Origin of the sequence: Neisseria mucosa (genome assembly GCF_013267835.1) — a bacterium.
Classification (GTDB): Bacteria; Pseudomonadota; Gammaproteobacteria; order Burkholderiales; family Neisseriaceae; genus Neisseria.
Genome location: NZ_CP053939.1, coordinates 237,630 through 258,371, shown reverse-complemented (window position 1 = coordinate 258,371; position 20,742 = coordinate 237,630). Strand labels below are relative to the sequence as shown.

17 protein-coding genes are annotated in these 20,742 nt (G+C 49.2%); 10 read left to right on the top strand and 7 right to left on the bottom strand.

The features are described from left to right. Window positions 1-68: 68 nt before the first annotated feature. From FOC66_RS01145 to gmk, 3 genes are all read right to left on the bottom strand, one after another. Window positions 69-2,225 (bottom strand): RelA/SpoT family protein, encoded by a 2,157-nt coding sequence (locus FOC66_RS01145; RefSeq protein ID WP_003745827.1) that lies wholly within the window; start codon window positions 2,223-2,225, stop codon window positions 69-71. Between the two features lie 105 nt (window positions 2,226-2,330). Next, entirely contained in the window at window positions 2,331-2,537 is a 207-nt protein-coding gene (gene rpoZ, locus FOC66_RS01140) for a DNA-directed RNA polymerase subunit omega (RefSeq protein ID WP_003682294.1), read from the bottom strand. A gap of 52 nt (window positions 2,538-2,589) precedes the next feature. Continuing rightward, complete coding sequence (gene gmk / locus FOC66_RS01135) at window positions 2,590-3,207, bottom strand: guanylate kinase (RefSeq protein ID WP_003745825.1); 618 nt, start codon at window positions 3,205-3,207, stop codon at window positions 2,590-2,592. A gap of 168 nt (window positions 3,208-3,375) precedes the next feature. Here gmk and FOC66_RS01130 point away from each other — a divergent pair, with 168 nt between their 5' ends. Next, window positions 3,376-3,936: an adenine phosphoribosyltransferase gene (locus FOC66_RS01130; RefSeq protein ID WP_003745823.1), complete on the top strand. Its 561-nt coding sequence runs from the start codon at window positions 3,376-3,378 to the stop codon at window positions 3,934-3,936. A 50-nt stretch (window positions 3,937-3,986) separates the two neighbouring features. On the opposite strand, the gene FOC66_RS01125 is transcribed toward FOC66_RS01130, so the two are convergent. The 3 genes from FOC66_RS01125 to FOC66_RS01115 form a co-directional block, all read right to left on the bottom strand. Beyond that, complete coding sequence (locus FOC66_RS01125) at window positions 3,987-4,724, bottom strand: toxin-antitoxin system YwqK family antitoxin (protein WP_003745821.1); 738 nt, start codon at window positions 4,722-4,724, stop codon at window positions 3,987-3,989. Window positions 4,725-4,949: 225 nt separating this feature from the next. Beyond that, window positions 4,950-5,849: a 50S ribosomal protein L3 N(5)-glutamine methyltransferase gene (gene prmB, locus FOC66_RS01120; protein WP_003745819.1), complete on the bottom strand. Its 900-nt coding sequence runs from the start codon at window positions 5,847-5,849 to the stop codon at window positions 4,950-4,952. Window positions 5,850-5,944: 95 nt separating this feature from the next. Beyond that, complete coding sequence (locus FOC66_RS01115) at window positions 5,945-8,200, bottom strand: nitric-oxide reductase large subunit (protein WP_003745817.1); 2,256 nt, start codon at window positions 8,198-8,200, stop codon at window positions 5,945-5,947. 399 nt (window positions 8,201-8,599) lie between these two features. Here FOC66_RS01115 and nirK point away from each other — a divergent pair, with 399 nt between their 5' ends. From nirK to FOC66_RS01095, 4 genes are all read left to right on the top strand, one after another. Then, complete coding sequence (nirK, locus tag FOC66_RS01110; RefSeq protein ID WP_003745815.1) at window positions 8,600-9,766, top strand: copper-containing nitrite reductase; 1,167 nt, start codon at window positions 8,600-8,602, stop codon at window positions 9,764-9,766. Window positions 9,767-9,945: 179 nt separating this feature from the next. Beyond that, entirely contained in the window at window positions 9,946-10,701 is a 756-nt protein-coding gene (locus FOC66_RS01105; RefSeq protein ID WP_003745813.1) for a formylglycine-generating enzyme family protein, read from the top strand. Between the two features lie 209 nt (window positions 10,702-10,910). Beyond that, window positions 10,911-11,180 (top strand): 30S ribosomal protein S15, encoded by a 270-nt coding sequence (gene rpsO, locus FOC66_RS01100; protein ID WP_003679932.1) that lies wholly within the window; start codon window positions 10,911-10,913, stop codon window positions 11,178-11,180. Window positions 11,181-11,355: 175 nt separating this feature from the next. After that, window positions 11,356-13,449: an AsmA family protein gene (locus tag FOC66_RS01095; RefSeq protein ID WP_003745811.1), complete on the top strand. Its 2,094-nt coding sequence runs from the start codon at window positions 11,356-11,358 to the stop codon at window positions 13,447-13,449. Between the two features lie 267 nt (window positions 13,450-13,716). Here FOC66_RS01095 and ubiD read toward each other — a convergent pair whose 3' ends face one another. Then, window positions 13,717-15,195 (bottom strand): 4-hydroxy-3-polyprenylbenzoate decarboxylase, encoded by a 1,479-nt coding sequence (gene ubiD / locus FOC66_RS01090; protein WP_003745807.1) that lies wholly within the window; start codon window positions 15,193-15,195, stop codon window positions 13,717-13,719. 249 nt (window positions 15,196-15,444) lie between these two features. On the opposite strand from ubiD, the gene FOC66_RS01085 reads away from it, so the two are divergent. The 5 genes from FOC66_RS01085 (at window position 15,445) to prfA (ending at window position 20,726) form a co-directional block, all read left to right on the top strand. Then, window positions 15,445-16,107, top strand: coding sequence for a DedA family protein (locus FOC66_RS01085; RefSeq protein WP_003745806.1), 663 nt, complete (start codon window positions 15,445-15,447; stop codon window positions 16,105-16,107). A 66-nt stretch (window positions 16,108-16,173) separates the two neighbouring features. Next, the gene (locus FOC66_RS01080; RefSeq protein WP_003745804.1) at window positions 16,174-17,157 is read left to right on the top strand and encodes an asparaginase; all 984 of its coding nucleotides are present in this window, start codon (window positions 16,174-16,176) and stop codon (window positions 17,155-17,157) included. A gap of 13 nt (window positions 17,158-17,170) precedes the next feature. Further along, window positions 17,171-17,938: a TatD family hydrolase gene (locus FOC66_RS01075; RefSeq protein ID WP_003745801.1), complete on the top strand. Its 768-nt coding sequence runs from the start codon at window positions 17,171-17,173 to the stop codon at window positions 17,936-17,938. Between the two features lie 287 nt (window positions 17,939-18,225). Beyond that, the gene (locus tag FOC66_RS01070) at window positions 18,226-19,494 is read left to right on the top strand and encodes an Nramp family divalent metal transporter (protein WP_003745799.1); all 1,269 of its coding nucleotides are present in this window, start codon (window positions 18,226-18,228) and stop codon (window positions 19,492-19,494) included. 155 nt (window positions 19,495-19,649) lie between these two features. After that, entirely contained in the window at window positions 19,650-20,726 is a 1,077-nt protein-coding gene (gene prfA, locus FOC66_RS01065) for a peptide chain release factor 1 (RefSeq protein ID WP_003745798.1), read from the top strand. The last annotated feature ends 16 nt before the right edge of the window (window positions 20,727-20,742 follow it).

The following is a 20,742-nucleotide window of genomic DNA, read 5'->3' as shown; positions in this document are numbered from 1 at the left end:
AAGTTTGTTTGTACATACTCAAAAGGCCGTCTGAAAACACTTTCAGACGGCCTTTGCTTATAACGAGATTATCCTCGAATCACTTTGCGGATATTCGGATTGGCATGCATCTCATGAACAATCTGATTAACCTGATCCAAGTCCTTGACTTTAATCATGAATTTAAATTCCACAAAACCTTCCGTTCCTGCTTGGGCTTTGGTCGGCGTATCGACAGATTCGATGTCCGCACCCGAGTTGGAAATCGCTTGCGCCATTGAAGCCAGCAAGCCATGGGCATCTTCGGATTTGACGTTGAGGATGGTGCGATACGTTTGATTACGCATACTGTCCCAACCGGCATCCAACTGCTCTTCCGGATCGGCTTTGACTAAAGTTTGGCAGGTATCACGGTGAATAATCATGCCCTTGTCTTTGACCAATAAGGCGCGAATCGGATCACCGGGAATCGGATGGCAACACTCGGCAAAATGAATCCGGCCGGTCTCTTGATCGTTGACTTTAATCGGGCTGAGTTTGACCTCACTGCCGAAATGTTGGCCAGCCAACTCGGCAATGTGCATGGCAACGTGAATCGGCAAAGTATGCCCCATACCGACTTTGTAGAGAACTTCTTCAAACGAAGTTTGTTTGGTATTCAAATCGGCAAGGTATTTTTCTTTAAGGTCGTCTGAAAGCAAAACATCTTTAGGCAGCAGGCTGGATAAAGCTTTTTGCAGCAGGTTCTCACCCAAAACAACGGCATCGTGACGATTCAGATTTTTAACGTATTGGCGGATGGCGCTGCGCGCACGACTGGAAACGGCAAAATTCAACCATGCCACATTGGGCTTGGCATGTTCGGAAGTAATGATTTCGACCGTATCGCCCGTTTTCAGCTTGGTACGCAACGGCATCATGATATTATTAATGCGCGCGGCAACGGTTTTATGACCGATATTGGTGTGCACGGCATAGGCAAAGTCAATCGGCGTTGCGCCCTTAGGCAAGGTCAAAATATCGCCTTTCGGAGTAACGATATAGACTTCGTTGGGGAACAAATCGACTTTGACATGTTCCAGAAACTCGATGGCATTTGAGCTGCTGGCTTGCAGGTCAAGAATATTTTTCAACCATCGGTTCATATGGAGGACGGCCTGATCCGGAGTGTTTTCTCCGGATTTGTAAATCCAATGGCCGGCAATACCGCCCTCGGCTACGGCATCCATTTCACGCGTACGGATTTGCACTTCGATCGGCAAACCGTAAGGACCGACCAAGGTCGTGTGCAGGCTTTGATAACCGTTGCTTTTCGGGATGGCGATATAGTCTTTGAAACGACCAGGCTTGGGTTGGTATAAATTATGCAATGCACCCAATGCGGCATAACAGGCAGGAATGCTGTTGACGATGACCCGAAAGCCGTAAATATCCATTACTTCGGCAAAACGCAGTTTTTTAGCCAGCATTTTTTGATGAATGCCGTATAGGTTTTTCTCACGGCCTTTGATTTTAGCTTCAATATTGACACCGACCAAACGCTGACTGAATGCACGCAGCACTTTGCCGACAACATCGCGACGGTTTTTGCGGCTGTTGTCCATGGCTTTTTTCAGGGTTTCGTAGCGGCTTGGGTGAAGGTTTTGGAACGATAAGTCTTGAAGCTCTTGATACGCGTTGTTCAGACCGATGCGGTTGGCGATTTGAGCATAAATTTCGAGGGTTTCTTTGGCGATGCGGCGGCGCTTGTCCGGACGCATAGAGCCAAGGGTGCGCATATTGTGCAATCGGTCGGCCAGTTTGACGACGATGACGCGCACGTCTTTAGTCATGGCGAGGATCAGTTTGCGGAAACTTTCCGCCTGATGCTCGGCATGATCTTCAAATTTGAGTTTTTCCAGTTTGGAGAGGCCGTCTACCATTTCGGCAATGGTATCGCCGAATTCCGCCGCCATTTCGACTTTGGTTACACCCGTATCTTCCAATACATCGTGCATAACGCCTGCGCAAAGGCCTTGAACATCCATGTGCCAAATCGCAAGCTGCGTGGCAACGGCAAGGGGATGGGTGATGTAGGGTTCACCGCTCTTACGGGTTTGTCCGTCATGGGCATGAAAAGCGTAGGCAATGGCTTTTTCAAGCTCGGCCTGTTCATTCTCATTGAGATAGGATGCGGTGCGAAACAGAAGATCGCGCGCTTCTGCTGTCAACGGGTCATAAGGAGCGGTAGGCAGTGGGGCTGGCATTTTCAGACGGCCTTTTATGGCTATTTTTTAAGCCGTCAGACTGTATCGGTTGTTATATTGCACCGATACAGTCCGCACGGCGGTTTTATCGGTTTGCCGGTTGGTTTATTTGTTGCGAGTCAGAAGCTCGGTTCCGATTTGTCCGGCTGCGATTTCGCGCAGGGCGGTTACGGTTGGTTTGTTGTTGCGGATGTCGTCAACCAAAGGCGTATTGCCGTTTTCCAGTTGGCGTGCGCGACGAGCGGCAACGAGTGTGAGGTCGAAATGGTTAGGGATTTTACCTGTGCAGTCTTCAGTAGTAATACGGGCCATGTTTGCTTGCTTTCTTTCTATGTTTCAAATAAACGGTTATTTTCGCTGTTTTTTACGAATTTTCCAACAGGTTTGAGATAAATCCCTGCTGGGCAGATTTTTTCAGACGGCCTGCTTTAATAATGTGGAACAAATCGGCTTCGGCACGATCCAAATCGTCATTCACGACGACGTAATCAAACAAAACAGATTGTTCAATCTCGTGACGGGCTTTGGACAGGCGTGTTTGAATGACTTCTTCGCTATCCGTACCACGGCCGATCAAACGTTGCGCCAATACCTCAAAGGAAGGCGGCAAAATGAAAATGCTGCTGGCTTCAGGCAACGATTTACGCACTTGCGCCGCACCTTGCACATCGATTTCCAAAATCACATCATAGCCCTCTTCGCTCAACGAATTTACGCCGGCGATGCTGGTGCCGTAATAATTGCCGAACACATTGGCGTGTTCCAAAAAGGCCCTTTGCTCAATCAGTGATTCAAATTCGTCTTTGGGGACAAAGTGGTAATGCACGCCATGCACCTCTCCTTCGCGCGGCTGGCGCGTGGTGTGAGAAACGGAAACACGGATATCGTCATGATTTTTCAACAGGCGCGACACCAAAGTCGTTTTGCCTGTGCCCGAAGCGGCGGAAATGATGAAAATATTGCCTTTTTTGTGATTTTGCATGGTAATTCAGCCGATGGTATGTATCTGTAAATTATAACACAACACAATGTTTCTCGGAATTTCAGACGGCCTGTTGCAAAATTTGGCTATTGTATCGATTAATTTGGCAAGTTTGCATATGACCGCTACAATGGCGTGTTAAAAACTTTTTGATTTCGGAATGTCGAAATGTTGATTCATCCTGAAGTAATGGGCGTAGAAGCTTTGGCGGACAAAATCCGTAAAATTGAAAACTGGCCGCAAAAAGGGATTTTGTTTCATGACATTACTCCCGTTTTGCAAAGCGCAGAATATTTCCGCCTGCTGGTCGATTTGCTGGTTTACCGCTATATGGGGCAAAAAGTTGACGTTGTGGCAGGCTTGGACGCGCGTGGTTTCATCATCGGTGCGGCTTTGGCCTATCAACTGAATGTCGGCTTCGTTCCCATTCGTAAAAAAGGCAAACTGCCGTTTGATACGGTTTCTCAAAGTTACGCTTTGGAATATGGCGAAGCAACGGTAGAAATCCATACCGATGCCATCAAGCCGGGCGCACGCGTTTTGTTGGTAGATGATTTGGTGGCGACCGGCGGCACAATGCTGGCGGGCGTCGAGCTGATCCGCAAACTGGGCGGCGAAGTAATCGAAACGGCTGCTATTTTGGAGTTTACCGACTTGGACGGCGGCAAAAAAATCCGCGAAAGCGGCGCGCCGTTATTTACCCTGTGCCAAAACAAAGGCTGTATGTAACACACAAAAAACCGCAAGCCGATCAGCCTGCGGTTTTTTTATTGTCAAAATTATTCGAGAACGTATCCGTCTGTATCCCAAAAGGTTTTTTTCACCAACTGGTCGTCTTTATACACCAACTCGGATTTCTTCGCACCATCATCATACCAATCCAAAATAATGCCGCTGCGTTTGCCGTTGCGAATACTCAATTCAGACACAATGCGGCCATTTTCATCCCAACTGATAATCTCTGTCGGTTTATCATTGCTCATCATCATTTCGGTTTTCGGGCTGCCGTCTGAATACCATTGTTTCCAATGACCGTTGGCCTTATCGTGCTTGAATTGGATTTCGCTTTCTTTGACGCCGTTGCGGTAATAACGAGAGCCTATACCCTCGCTCAAGCCGTTTTGATAAGGCATGACCGCAGATTTTTTGCCGTTTGGATACCAGTTAATCCACTCGCCGTGCGGCTTGCCGTTGCGATAGCTGCCAACCATCTTTTTCTGCCCGTTAAAATGCCACAGGGTCAGTGTGCCATTGTCCAGAGCCGGCACAAAAACCTTAATCTGACCAGCAGGTATCTCGTACGGATCAGAATATTTTTTCATTGATGGATAGTAAAAATCCTGAACCTGCGCCTTGCCTGCCGCAATTTTGTATTGGCGGACATAAGCAACCGAAGGCATGGTTGCCGTCAGTTTACCGTTTTGATTGAAATAAACGGTATATTGCTGGGCAAAAGCGACAACGGGCGTACTGAATAAAACAGCAGCCAACAGGCCTGATTTTAAACAATTATTCATAATATTGGGTTTGGCAGTATATGTTCTACAAAAAGTCAGTAATAAAAATCTACCGGCATTTGAATCTATGACAAATATTATAAGCCATAGTTTCAAACCCTGCTTGGATTTCACAACCGACATATCATAGGCGTTTGTATTTTCTTAAAACATTAAAGACATTACAAAATAGAGGCCGTCTGAATTTTTTTCAGACGGCCTCTATTTTATTTACATCACAATAAACTATTCTTCACCCAACAATTGCTCACGGGTCAATAAGAATACAAACCCGTCGCCACCGCTGGTTTCCAACCAAGTAAACGGCAATTCCGGATAAGCCGCCTCCAATACTTCGCGGTTGTGGCCGATTTCAACCAGCAATACACCTTTCGGATTCAAGTATTTCGCAGCCTGCAAAATGATTTGGCGTGTAGCATCCAAACCATCTTCTCCGCTACCCAAAGCCAATTCCGGCTCATGTAGGTATTCATCAGGCAACGCTTCCACAGATTCCGCATCAACATAAGGCGGATTGGAAACAATTAAGTCGTAGGTTTCATCTAAACCTTCAAACAAATCGGTATGCACCAAGCTGATGCGGTCTTCCAAGCCATAATCTTCGATATTGATGGCCGCTACTTCCAAAGCATCTAAGCTCAAATCAACGGCATCGATTTGTGCATCGGGATAGTGATGCGCCATTTGAATGGCCAAACAGCCGCTACCGGTACACAAATCCAAAGCTCGATGCACCAACTCATCATGTTCAATCCAAGGACGGATACCGTCGCCAAGCAATTCATAAATAAAAGAACGAGGCACGATGACACGCTCATCGACATAAAAATCAAACTCACCCTGCCATGCCTGATGCGTCAGATACGCGGCAGGAATATGCTCCACTGCGCGGCGTTCGAGAATGGACAATACCTCTTCCTTCTCACTTTGCAACAATTTGGCATCCAAATAAGGCTCCAATGTATCCAAAGGCAGATTCAAAGTGTGCAAAATTAGATAGGCTGCCTCGTCATGGGCATTATCGCTTCCGTGTCCGAAAAACAGTCCGGCATCGTTAAAACGGCTGACGGCGAAACGCAATAAATCGCGAACAGTGGTCAGCTCTTGAGCAGCTTGGTTAAACATAATGTTTTGTCTTGTCGATTTAAGAATATTGAAATTATAACAGAAAGGCCGTCTGAAAACTTTTCAGACGGCCTTCGATTTAATTCAGCTTAAGATTATTTATCGCGGCTGAATACGATTTTGGTAGCTTGGATAGCAACGCAGACAGCACCACCGATAAAGATCAAGTCAGCAGCGGTACGAACCCAACGCAGGGTATCCAGAATTTCCATTTGCAGGAATTCTTCGCTACGGGCATACCACAGACCGTGAGTGATAGAAGCATAAGCTTGAATCACGCCAACCGGCAACAGGCTGATGGCAATCATACCTACCAGACCGCCGTTCAGCAGCCAGAATGCCCAAGTCATCAGTTTGTCGTCAAATTGAGCATTAGGTTTCAGGTAACGTGCAACCAGCAATACGAAGCCCAGAGCCAAGAAACCATACACACCAAACAGAGCCGCGTGAGCGTGAACTGCAGTAGTGTTCAGACCTTGGATGTAGAACAGGGAAATCGGCGGGTTAATCAGGAAGCCGAATACGCCGGCACCGATCATGTTCCAGAAGGCAACTGCTACGAAGCACATCAGAGGCCAACGCAGACGTTTCGCCCAGTCGGACAGATGTTGGTAAGACCAGTGTTCGTAAGCTTCACGACCCAGCAGAACCAAAGGTACAACTTCCAAAGCGGAGAAACATGCACCGATTGCCATAGAAGCAGAGGTAGAGCCGGAGAAGTACAAGTGGTGCAATGTACCTGGAATACCACCCAACATGAAGATGGCAGCAGCAGCCAAAGTAGAAGCAGTAGCAGTACTACGGCGGACAAAGCCCATGTTGTAGAAGATGAATGCGAAGGCGGCAGTAGCGAACACTTCGAAGAAACCTTCTACCCACAGGTGAACCACCCACCAACGCCAGTATTCCATCACAGCGATTGGAGATTTTTCACCGTAAAACAGGCCAGGAGCATAGAACACACCCACACCGACCATAGAAGCTACGAAGATAGCCAACAGGTTTTTGTCTGTACCTTTTTCTTTAAAGGCAGAGACAGTACAACGCAGCATCAGGAACAGCCACAACAGCAAGCCGACCATCAGCAACAGTTGCCAGAAGCGACCCAGATCCAAGTATTCGTAACCTTGGTGACCGAACCAGAAGTTCAGCTCAGGCGGAATGATGTGAGTCAAAGCAAAGAAGTTACCTGCATAAGAACCGCCGACTACGATGAACAGGGCGATGTACAGGAAGTTCACACCGGCACGTTGGAATTTAGGATCTTTACCGCCGTTCACAATCGGAGCCAAGAACAGACCTGCTGTCAGGAAGCCGGTTGCAATCCAGAAAATAGCGGATTGGATGTGCCAAGTACGGGTCAACGCATATGGGAACCAGTCGGCCATTTCAAAGCCCAGTGCGGTATCAATACCGTAGAAGCCTTGACCTTCGACAGTATAGTGAGCAGTCAAACCACCCAACAGTACTTGTACGACAAACAGCGCAACAGTCAGGAATACATATTTGCCCAACGCTTTTTGAGAAGGAGTCAGTTGTACTTTGGAAATAGGATCCTCAGTAGGTACTTCAACCTCTTCGTGTTTGGTCAAGAAAGAGTAACCCCACATCAGCAAGCCGATACCCATCAGCAACAATACCACGCTGGTGAAGGACCACATGTAGTTTTCAGTAGTCGGTACGTTGTTGATCAAAGGCTCGTGCGGCCAGTTGTTGGTGTAAGTGAAGTTCTCGTCAGGACGGTTGGTCGAAGCAGACCAAGAAGTCCAGAAGAAGAAGTTGAACAGTTTTTCACGCGCTTCTTGGCTTGGCAATGTGTTGTTTTTCATTGCAAAGTGTTCGCGAGTGGTTTGGAACTTAGGATCGTCGCTGTACACACCGTGGTAGTAAGGCAGAATGCTTTCGATCGCTTTCACGCGGGTATCGCTGATAACGACAGAACCGTCTTCCTTAATACGGCTTTGGTTGCGGTATTCGTCAGCCAAACGGGTTTTCAGAACAGCTTGTTCCTCAGGAGAAACTTCGTCAAATTTTTTGCCGTAAGTTTCTTGCGCAGTCAGATCCAACCATGCAACCAGCTCGCGGTGCAGCCAGTCAGCAGTCCAGTCCGGAGCTTGGTATGCACCGTGACCCAATACAGAGCCAACTTCCATACCGCCGGTAGTTTGCCATGCAGATTGACCTGCCAAAATATCGTCTTTGGTCATCAGGACTTTGCCGGATGCAGAAACGACTTGTTCAGGGTATGGCGGAGCCTTTTTATAGACCTCGCTACCCATATAACCAAGAATGGTAAAGCATACTGCCAGTACGGCAAACAGCAAGTACCAAAGCTTCTTGTACTGTCCCATTTTGAGTACTCCTTGATTTTGGTAAAAAGTGGTTGGGTATTAATTCATCAAATATGAATGTTAAAGATTGTATCACGGTTTTAAAAGTAAAGAAATATTTTGTCAATAATATTCCTTTAAAACCATTAACTTACATGATATTGATTCCTATTATCCTATATAACTCCTCCTTTGTTATATTTTGTGTTAAGCCCACACTAACATTTTCACACAAAAATAAACTTTTCGGTTTAGTTTTTTATACTACTAAAGGAGTATTTAAGGATTAAAAGATTCATATTCATTGAACAATTTGATTTATGTCAAAATACACCCAAACAAGCGCCTACATAATCATACAAAATTTCAAACCATCCTATCAGGATACTTAACTTTTCTTACAATAAGGAAACTTTAAACATGAAACGCCAAACCTTAGCTGCACTTATCGCTTCTGTATTTGCACTGGCCGCATGCGGCGAACAAGCTGCTAAACCAGCTGAAACTCCGGCTACCACCGCTTCTGCCGAAGCTCCTGCTGCTTCTGACTCACAAGCTGCTGCCGAGACTCCTTCTTCAGAATTGCCTGTAGTCGATGCCATCATGACTCACGCTCCGGAAGTTCCACCTGCAATCGATCGCGATCATCCGGCTAAAGTACGCGTTAAAATGGAAACCGTCGAAAAAACCATGACCATGGAAGACGGTGTTGAATACCACTACTGGACATTCAACGGCGACGTTCCGGGCCAAATGATCCGTGTACGCGAAGGCGATACCGTAGAAGTAGAATTCTCTAACAATCCTTCTTCTACCGTTCCTCACAACGTTGACTTCCACGCTGCTACCGGTCAAGGCGGTGGTGCAGAAGCTTCCTTCACTGCCCCAGGCCACACTTCTACTTTCAGCTTTAAAGCTCTGCAAGCCGGTTTGTATATTTACCACTGTGCCGTTGCTCCTGTAGGTATGCACATCGCCAACGGTATGTACGGTTTGATCTTAGTTGAACCTAAAGAAGGTCTGCCTAAAGTAGATAAAGAGTTCTACATCGTACAAGGTGACTTCTATACTAAAGGTAAAAAAGGCGCTCAAGGCCTGCAACCTTTCGACATGGATAAAGCCATTGCCGAACAACCTGAATACGTTGTATTCAACGGCCACGTGGGCTCTATCGCCGGCGACAATGCCCTGAAAGCTAAAGCTGGTGAAACTGTTCGTATGTACGTTGGTAACGGTGGTCCTAACTTGGTATCTTCTTTCCACGTTATCGGCGAAATCTTCGACAAAGTATATGTTGAAGGTGGTAAACTGATTAACGAAAACGTACAAAGCACTGTGATTCCTGCCGGTGGCGCCGCCATGATCGAATTCAAAGTCGATATTCCAGGCAGCTACACTTTGGTTGACCACTCTATCTTCCGTGCGTTCAACAAAGGTGCTTTGGGTCAATTGAAAGTTGAGGGTGACGAAAACCCTGAAATCATGACCAAAAAACTGAGCGACACCGCTTACCAACCTGCCGGTGCTGCCGCTTCTGCCCCAGCCGCTGCGTCTGCCGCACCTGCTGCTTCTGAAGCCGCTAAATAATCCCTCGGTTTAATACGCCAAGCCACTGCTGCTCTTCTCTTAGAGTCGCAGTGGCTTCCATCACAATTAATCTTCCTATTCAATTTCAATCAGACAGATTGATTTTTCAGACGGCCTTGTTATGATTAGGCTATCTCAAAAATAAATTTTCTGTTTTCAAACGATAATAAGGGCGTACCATGAAACTCATACGACTCCTCCTCTTAGGCAGTGCCTTAATCTGCGGCAATACATTTGCAGCTGAAATGGTAAAAATCGAAGGAGGCAGCTATCGCCCTCTCTATCTCAAAAAAGAGACTTCCCTTATTAAAGTCAAGCCCTTCCAACTTGATAAATATCCTGTAACCAATGCCGAATTTGCCGAATTTTTGAAAACACATCCACAATGGCAAAAAGACAAAATCAGCTCTAAACAAGCTGAAAAGGCTTACCTGAAACATTGGGTAAAAAACGGCAGCAACAGTTATGCGCCTAAGGCCAGCGAACTCAAACATCCGGTAACCAATGTTTCATGGTTTGCCGCCAATGCCTACTGCGTTTCCAAAGGCAAACGCCTGCCGACTATTGACGAATGGGAATTTGCAGGCTTAGCCTCTGCCACTCAAAAAGACGGCTCTGCCGAACCCGGCTACAACCGTACCATCTTAGATTGGTATGCAGACGGCGGCCGCAACGGCCTGCACGACATCGGTAAAAACAAACCCAACTACTGGGGCGTATACGATATGCACGGCCTGATTTGGGAATGGACTGAAGACTTCAACAGCAGCCAACTCTCAGCCGGTTCGTCCAACACACAAATGTTCTGTAGCGGCGCATCCGTAGGCTCAAGCGACCCATCCAACTATGCTGCTTTCTTGCGCTACGGCATCCGTACCAGCCTGCAATCCAAATATGTTTTAAATAACTTAGGCTTCCGCTGCGCAAGCAAATAAAGTTTAGTTTTATCACCAAAGCAGCTTTGGCGGTACTGGAAGGTATCGCCGCTTTTTTTGGCCGTCTGAAAAGATGTGGCGCACAAAGACAAATTGTGGCATAATCCGCCCGTCTTTATAAAAAGGCACTTAGGAGTTTGCTTAGGTCGTTTGGCTTGGCAAACTTGTCCGAACCTGAAAAGGTTCTTTTATTTTCGGAGTTATCCATCATGGCATTGACCGTAGAACAAAAAGCACAAATTGTTAAAGATTTCCAACGCAAAGAAGGCGATACCGGTTCTTCTGAAGTACAAGTCGCTCTGTTGACTTTCCGTATCAACGACCTGACTCCTCACTTCAAAGCCAACCCTAAAGACCACCACAGCCGTCGCGGCCTGTTGAAAATGGTTAGCCAACGTCGTCGCCTGCTGTCTTACCTGCGCCGTACTCAGCCTGATACTTACCGTACACTGATTACTCGCCTGGGTCTGCGTAAATAATTTATGCTTAAATCAACACCGCCTTTGGGCGGTGTTTTTATTCACATGCCCATGCCGTCTGAAACACAGGCCTACTCTGTGTTATACTTCCACACGCTTAAGCAGCAAGGCTTAAACTCCCAATCACTCCTTAAAGCTCCCATCAAAGCGAGAATCTGAATTGTCTGTTCATTCCATGTTGCACTCAGGAAAATTTTGGTTGAAAACCCTGGTTTTCGGCATTACCGCGCTTTTATGCCTCGCGGCGGTATTGAGTGCCTTAATGTTCCGCATATTCAACACAGAAAACATCGACGCATTCATACAAAAAAACTTTTCCGCCCATGGCTGCCAAATCAAATACAACGCCACTATCGGCAGAAAATGGCTGCCGCGCCCCACGCTGATTTTAAAAGACCTCAGCCTTTCCTCTTCCGAACCTGACACACCGACGCTGAACATCGCCGAATCCAAAATGGGCTTTGGCTGGAGCAGCCTATGGTCGGATGCGCCCATAATTGAGAAATGGATTCTTTTAAACCCGACACTGACACTGGACTCCAAACACCATCTGCCCGCCTGCCTGCAACAAGACCCATCGTCAAAAGAAAGTTTTCAGCTCAACCGCATCATCATCAATAACGGCAGCATCCGTTATCACACTAAAGAGCAAAATATTGCCTTAAACAACCTGCAATTTTCCCTGCAGCAAGCCGATTCAGACGGCCGTCCCTTCGACATCAGCGGCACATTGCAAAACATCGGCAACCCCATCAGTTGGCAGGGTGCAGGCTATCTGGTACCCAACAATGCCGGTTGGAGTGTTCCCGCCCTTAAGCTGAACCTGCAAACCGTATTACTCAAAAACAAGCTGGATGCCCAAATCGCAGGCAGCCTTAATTGGCAAAACCAAACCGCCCTACTCCGCGACTTCAATCTGCAAGCCGAAAGCGACTTTCAAAACTTGCATATCAACGCACGTTCGCCCCTATTGCAATTCAAAAACGGCTATTTACACCTCAATACACTCAACGGCGCATTGACTGCCGGCAGCGAAAACAACCAATGGGACGGCTCATTCAAACTGGACAAAGCCAACCTCTACGCAACCGTTTTGACCGCCGCCAATTTTGAACTCAAAGGCAGCCATAAAAACGACCGCCTCCAAACCAACTTTACCTTTTCCAGCCCGTTGGTTTGGCAAAAAGGCAAAGGCATCGATGCGCCCAAACTGCACCTCAGTACCCTGCAAGACACCATCAACCGCCTTCCCCGTCCACGCTTCATCAGCACACTCGAAGGACAGGCTAATTTCAGCCTCAATACATGGGAAGGCCGTCTGAAAGGCGCATTTGACAGACAAGCCCTCGCCTTGGCCTTTAAATACCAACGCGATGCCCAACCGCGTCCGCACCTTGACGCCGGTATCGCCTTACAAAAACTTAATCTGACCCCTTACTTAGAAGACCTGAAAACCCAGCCGTCGCTCAGTCTTCCTTCCCTGCTGGCCAAATCCTGGCTGCCCGACATTGAGGCCAACCTCCAAATCGGCACCATTCAAACTGCCGGTCTGCAACTTGAAAACGTCGAATCCCTGCTTACCGCAGATAAAGAACATATCGCCCTGCACCGTTTCAAAGCCGGGCTTTATGGCGGCAAAACAGAAGGCGGACTGAGTATTGCGGCTACCCAACCCGCTTCTTACCACCTTCAGCAAAACGCAAAAGGCATACAAATTCAACCGCTGCTACAAGACTTGTTCGGCTTCCACAGCTTCAGCGGCAGCGGCGACGCCGTTATCGACATTCAAACTTCCGGCAACGACCGCGCCCAAATGATACAAGCCCTAAACGGCAGCCTGCTCCTCGATATTACCAACGGCGCATGGCACGGCATTGATATGGACAGCATTCTGAAAAACGGTATCTCTTCGGAAAAAATTGACAACAGCAACCTCAAAACCCCTTTCCATCATTTCATCCTCAATAGTGAAATCGAGAAAGGCATCAGCCATCATATCAACACCGAACTGTTTTCCGACAGCCTGCACGTTGTCAGCAGCGGCTATACCGATTTGAATACCCAAAAACTGTCCGAAAACCTGCTTATCAGCAACGTACTGCAACCCAAAAACAAACCGATTCCCCTCAAAATCGGCGGAACCGTACAAAACCCTTCCATTACCCTTGATTACAGCCGCTTGACCAATGGCATGAACACACCGGCAGAAAAACAAAAAGCCCTGCAAGAAACCATACAAGAACAATGGAAGTGGCTCAAACCGCGCTAGGTTTTCAAATTAAAGGCCGTCTGAAACCCAAAAAGTTTCAGACGGCCTTTTAACAGATGTATTGTCAGAATAAGATGTTTACTTAGGAATGACCATATACACAATCAGTGCAACAATGACGGCAGACCATACGGTCAACATTATCAAGCCTTCTTTGGAGAGTTTTCTTTTTCTCCAATCGAGCCTCAATATTTCTACCGTACCTTCAAACACTGCCCCAATCATTTCCATCACGATTTGAAGTATAAATTCCAATAGAAATGACATCTACAAACCCAAACGCTCCCAAATCTCATCGATTTTTGCCGTAACGGCAGGGTCTTTTTTGATCACACGACCCCATTCGCGGTTGGTTTCACCCGGCCACTTGTTAGTCGCATCCAAACCCATTTTTCCGCCAAGTCCGCTGACGGGGCTGGCGAAGTCCAGATAGTCGATAGGCGTGTTTTCCATCAAAACAGTGTCGCGTACGGGATCCATGCGCGTGGTGACTGCCCAGATGACTTCTTTCCAGTCACGCACGTTCACATCGTCATCCACCACGATGATGAATTTGGTGTACATAAACTGGCGCAGGAACGACCAGCAGCCCATCATCACGCGCTTGGCGTGTCCGGCGTACTGTTTTTTCATGCTGACCACCGCCATGCGGTAGGAGCAGCCTTCAGGCGGCAGGTAGAAATCGGTGATTTCGGGGAACTGCTTTTGCAAGAGCGGTACGAACACTTCGTTCAACGCCACGCCCAAAACGGCAGGCTCATCGGGCGGTTTGCCCGTGTAGGTGGAATGGTAAATCGGGTTTTCACGCATGGTGATGCGTTCGACCGTGAATACGGGGAAATGGTCCTGCTCGTTGTAATAGCCCGTGTGGTCGCCGTATGGGCCTTCCAGCGCGGTTTCGTTCGGATGAATCACGCCTTCCAATACGATTTCGGCGCGGGCAGGCACTTGCAAATCGCTGCCGATACATTTCACCAGCTCCGTCCGCGAACCGCGCAACAGTCCGGCAAATTGGTATTCGCTCAAAGTATCGGGAACAGGCGTTACCGCGCCCAAAATGGTGGCAGGGTCACAGCCGAGCACGACGGCGACAGGATACGGTGTATCGGGATTGAGTTTGCGGAATTCCTGATAATCCAGCGCGCCGCCGCGATGCGACAGCCAGCGCATAATCAGTTTGTTTTTGCCGATTAACTGCTGACGGTAAATGCCGAGATTTTGGCGTTTTTTGTACGGGCCGCGCGTGACGGTCAAACCCCACGTTACCAGCGGCGCAACGTCTTCCGGCCAGCAATGCTGAATCGGCAGTTTATACAAATCAACGTCTTCGCCTTCCCACACGATTTCCTGACACGGCGCGTTTTTCACCACGTTCGGCGCCATGCTCCAAATATCTTTCAGCAACGGCAGTTTGGAAAACGCGTCTTTGATGCCTTTGGGCGGTTCCGGTTCTTTCAGATACGCCAGCGTCTGCCCGATTTCGCGCAACTTGGACACGCTGTCCGCACCCATGCCCAGTGCCACACGTTCGGGCGTGCCGAACAGGTTTGCCAACACGGGATAATCGTAGCGCGTACCGTCGGGCTTAATCGGGTGTTCAAACAACAGCGCGGGCCCTTCGGCGCGTAGCACGCGGTCGGCAATTTCGGTCATTTCCAAATGCGGCGACACCGGATGCTGAATGCGCTTGAGTTTGCCATCGGCTTCCAATCCGGCGATAAATTCTCGCAAATCTCTGTATTTCATGATTTCATTTTCCTGAACAGGCCGTCTGAAAACAGACTTCCATTTCGGGTTTGAAAGATAAACCAGCGGCTATTGTACCTGCCAAATCCGTCCATATCCCAACTTTCCGCATCCGAATTTCCATATTTTTTGCAAACTACCGTCAAATTTGAACAATATCTGCTTGTGATTGCTTTCAGACGGCCTTATCTTTGGTAGAATTCCAACTTAATCCAGTCATCAATCAATATCTATCGTGGGACGGCGGCCATGTTTGCAATTTTAGAATCTTTTTTCGTTGAATACGGCTATGCGGCCGTGTTTTTCGTTTTGGTTATTTGCGGCTTCGGCGTGCCGATTCCTGAAGATTTGACGCTGGTAACCGGCGGTGTGATTTCCGGCCTGGGTTATACCAACTCGCATATTATGTTTGCCGTCGGCATGCTCGGCGTATTGGTAGGCGACGGCTTTATGTTTGCGGCCGGCCGGATTTGGGGACAAAAAATCCTTAAATTCAAACCGATTGCGCGCGTGATGACGCCCAAACGCTATGCCCAAGTACAGGAAAAATTCGACAAATACGGCAACTGGGTTTTATTCGTCGCCCGTTTCCTGCCCGGCCTGCGTACCGCCGTTTTCGTGACCGCAGGCATCAGCCGCAAGGTTTCCTACCTGCGCTTCATCCTGATGGACGGTTTGGCCGCACTGATTTCCGTTCCGGTTTGGATTTATTTGGGCGAATACGGCGCACGCAATACCGACTGGCTGATGAAAAAAATGCACAGCCTGCAATCCGGTATCTTTATCGTACTGGGCATCGGCGCAGTCATTGTCGGCTGGATTTGGTGGAAAAAACACCGCCGCCACACCTTCTTCCGCGAGAAACTGCACGAAAAACGCGCGGCAAAAGCCAAAAAACAAACCAATCAATAAATCATTCCAGGCCGTCTGAAACACTTCTCCGCTTTCAGACGGCCTCAATCATTCATCAGAAACACCATGAAACAAAAAATCTTCGTCCTTTACACCGGCGGCACCATCGGCATGACCCAAAGCAGCGCCGGCCTGCGTCCCGACACCGCTCTCGTCGATAAAGCCCTTGCCCCCTTTTCAGACGGCCTTGATTTCGAATGGCACGTTTGTCAGCCGCTCATCGATTCTTCCGCGGTAACGCTGCAAAACCAGCGCGACTGGTTGGAGCTTATTATCGCCAAGCTGCCTGACTATGACGGCATTTTGGTGTTGCACGGCACGGATACCATGGCATACACCGCCAACCTCTTCGCCCTCTCGCTGCAAGGTTTGGACAAACCCGTTATCCTGACCGGCTCGCAATGGCCTTACGATGCCGCCAACAGCGATGCGCCGCGCAACCTGGCCACCGCTATTTCCGCCTTCTCGCTCAAGCTCAAACAAGTGGCGATTGCCTTTGACGGCAAGCTCTTCCCCGCCGTCGGCAGCAGCAAGGTCAGCACCGAGACCGCCGCAGGTTTTGACAATCTGCATTTTGGCGAGCTCGCCGAATGGGAGGAAAACAAAGGTTGGCACAATATCCGTACCGCCCCGACCCAGCATTCAGACGGCCTCAAACCGCGTCTTCCCTATCCTGAAGCCAAAGTTTCCGTCCGCACGCTGATTCCCGGTTATGCCGCGCAAGAACTTTCAGACGGCCTGCCCCACCTTTGCGCCCAAGCCCTGATTCTGCAAAGCTACGGCCACGGCAATGCGCCGAGCAACGATGCGTTTGTACGAGCCGTTCAAGCCTTTACGCAACAAGGCAAGTTGCTGCTCAACATCAGCCAAGTGCTGCAAGGTTGCGCCGCCGCCGTCTATGCCCAAGGCGATGCTTTGCGTCAGGCAGGTATCATCAACGGCGGCAAATGCAATCTCGAAACCGCCACTGCGCTGATGACCCTCGCCGTATCTCATGACTGGAATGTAGATAAGGTGCAACAAGAATTACAACAATTAAATCTGCTGTAAACCGCCATTTAATATGACTTTTACCGACACCCACTGCCATCTTGCCGATCCCAAACTTGCCGATACGTTGCCTGCCGTACTTGCCGAAGCGCAAGCCGCCGGTGTGGCGCGTTTTATCGTACCGGCTACGTCCCCCAAGGATTGGCATTCCGTTGCGCAGTTGGAAAGGCCGTCTGAAAACATCCATATTGCTTTGGGCATTCATCCGTGGTTTTCAGACGGCCTCAACGAAGCGGCATTCCAAGAGTTAGAGAAAGAATTAATCCGGCATCCGCAAGCATGGGTTGGCGAAATCGGCTTGGATTTTTATGGCAAAGAGCAAACCCAAGCGCAACGCGACACGCAGACCGACGTCTTTATCCGCCAACTTATCCTCGCCCAACACCTCAACCGCCGCGTCATCATCCATAATCTGAAAGCCACCGCCGCCATTGCCGCCGCCGTCAAAACCGCCGGTTTCACACAAGGCGGTATTGTCCACGCTTTCTCCGGCAGCGTAGAAGAAGCGCAGATTTTGGTAAAACTCGGCTTCAAAATCGGCATAGGCTCGCTGCTGCTCAATCCCAATGCCAAAAAAGTCCGTGCCGCCTTACAAGCCTTAGATGACACGGATTTTGTTCTCGAAACCGACAGCCCCTTTATGCTCGGCCACGAAACCAATACCCCGGCCAACATCCGCCGTATCGCCGAAATTGCCGCCGAACTACGCGGCGTACCGCTGGCACAACTGGCTGAAGCAACCGAGCAAAACGTGAATTCCCTGCTCCATACTTCCCCTTAATATACCGACCTCAAGGCATCAAAAAGCCTCGCCCGGCCGCTCCGTTTCCAAACCGACACACTCTGCCCTCCCTACCCCATGTTCATGAATAAAAAGCGATACAAGGCCATCTGAAAAAATGTTTTTGGCACAAAATATCGTTCACTCCGTCATCTCGGCTTTTTAACACCGTATTTTCCTTTTGATTGATAAAAAGTATTACGCATATTATTGGGCAAACTTTTTATTTACGTTAAAATATGCTTTTTTTTGATAATAAGGCCGTCTGAAAAAGGCGGAAACTAATTATGACTGAACAACATACACACGCTTCCACCTGGAAGAGCAAAATCAATGCCCTCGGCCCGGGTATCATGATGGCTTCGGCGGCAGTCGGCGGCTCGCACCTGATTGCCTCCACGCAGGCAGGCGCACTTTACGGCTGGCAGCTTGCGCTGATTATTATTCTGACCAACCTGTTCAAATACCCGTTTTTCCGCTTCAGCGCACATTACACGCTGGACACGGGCAAAAGTCTGATTGAGGGCTATGCCGAGAAAAGCCGCGTTTATTTGTGGGTATTTTTGATTTTATGTATTGCATCGGCAACGATTAATGCCGGTGCGGTCGCCATCGTTACCGCCGCCATCGTCAAAATGGCAATCCCGTCGCTGACTTTCGATACCGGCATGGTATCCGTCATGATTATGGTTTCCTGCCTGCTGATTTTGGCAAGCGGCCGCTATAAAGCATTGGACAACGTTTCCAAAATCATCATCGTCAGCCTGACCATCGCCACCGTCGCCGCAGCCGCCGTGGCCATGTCTCGCGGCATGCAGATGAAACCCGACTTTATCGAGCCTACCCCGTGGACACTGGCAGGCTTGGGCTTCCTCATCGCATTGATGGGCTGGATGCCTGCGCCGATTGAAATTTCCGCCATCAACTCTTTGTGGGTTACCGAAAAACAACGCATCAACCCTTCCAGCTACCGCGACGGTATTTTCGACTTCAACGTCGGCTACATCACCAGCGCGATTTTGGCGGTCGTTTTCCTCGCCTTGGGTGCATATGTACAATACGGCAACGGCGAGGAAGTACAAATGGCGGGCGGCAAATATGTTGGCCAACTGATTAATATGTACGCCGTTACCATCGGCGACTGGTCGCGTCCACTAGTGGCATTTATCGCCTTTGCCTGTATGTACGGCACCACAATTACCGTAGTAGACGGCTACGCGCGCGCGATTGCCGAACCGGTACGCCTGCTGCGCGGTAAAGACAAAACCGGCAACGTCGAACTGTTTGCTTGGAACGTCTGGGTCGCAGGCTCAGGCTTGGCCGTGATTTTCTGGTTCAACAGCGCGATGGCAGAGCTGCTCAAATTCGCCATGATTACTGCCTTCGTTGCCGCCCCTGTGTTCGCTTGGCTGAACTACCGCCTCGTCAAAGGCGACAAACGCCACAAACTGACCATGGGCATGAATTTCCTTGCCATTATCGGTTTGATTTACTTGACCGGCTTTACCGTTTTGTTCCTGCTGAACCAAACAGGCATCTTGGCTGCTCCTAAATAAGCCCATATGAAAAAGGCCGTCTGAAACTCAAAAACAAGTTTCAGACGGCCTTTCCAATCCATCATATCTTGTTGAATTTTCATTCAAACCCATTATAATGACTCCTTATTTCGCCGTTGCAGACCACTCGACGGCATCCGTATTTTGGAAAATTTATGAAGCCGTCTATCTTAGAAAAACTACAACAACTCAGCGACCGACTGGAAGAAGTCACGCATTTGCTCGGACAGCCTGAAGCCACGTCCGATATGGACAACTACCGCAAACTCACGCGCGAACACGCCGAATTGACGCCCGTGGTCGAAGTGTTCCAAAACTATCAGCTGGCGCAAAGCGACTTGGCGGATGCCGAAGAAATGCTGTCCGATCCTGAAATGAAAGACTTTGCCGCCGAAGAAATCGAAGCGGCCAAAGCCAAAATCGACACGCTCGATACCGAACTGCAAAAACTCTTGCTGCCCAAAGATGCCGACGACGACAAAAACATCTTCATCGAGGTGCGCGCCGGAACGGGCGGTGACGAAGCCGCGCTGTTTGCAGGCGATTTGCTGCGCATGTACAGCCGCTACGCCGAGCGCAACCGCTGGCAGGTCGAAATCGTTTCCGCCAACGAAAGCGAATTGGGCGGCTATAAAGAAGTCATCGCCCGCATTATCGGCTTGGGCGCATACAGCCGTCTGAAATTTGAATCCGGCGGCCACCGCGTACAGCGTGTCCCTGCTACCGAAAGCCAAGGCCGTATCCACACCTCAGCCTGTACCGTCGCCGTCATGCCCGAAGCGGACGAACTGGAAGACATCGAGTTGAACCCTGCCGACCTGCGCATCGACACCTTCCGCGCATCCGGCGCCGGTGGTCAGCACATCAACAAAACCGACTCCGCTGTCCGCATCACCCACTTGCCCACCGGCATGGTGGTCGAATGCCAAGACGGCCGCAGCCAACACGCCAATAAAGCGCAGGCGATGAAAGTCCTCGCTGCCCGCTTAAACGACGCGCAAAAACGCGAAGCCCAAGCCAAAGAAGCCGCCGAACGCAAATCCCTGATCGGCAGCGGCGACCGCAGCGAGCGTATCCGTACCTACAACTACCCCCAAGGCCGCGTGACCGACCATCGCATCAACCTTACCCTACACAAACTGGATTTTGTGATGGACGGCGATTTAGAAGAAATCACCAATGCCCTGATTGCCGAGCATCAAGCCGAGCTTTTGGCGGCAATGGGGGATTGATATTTGCCTCACTCTG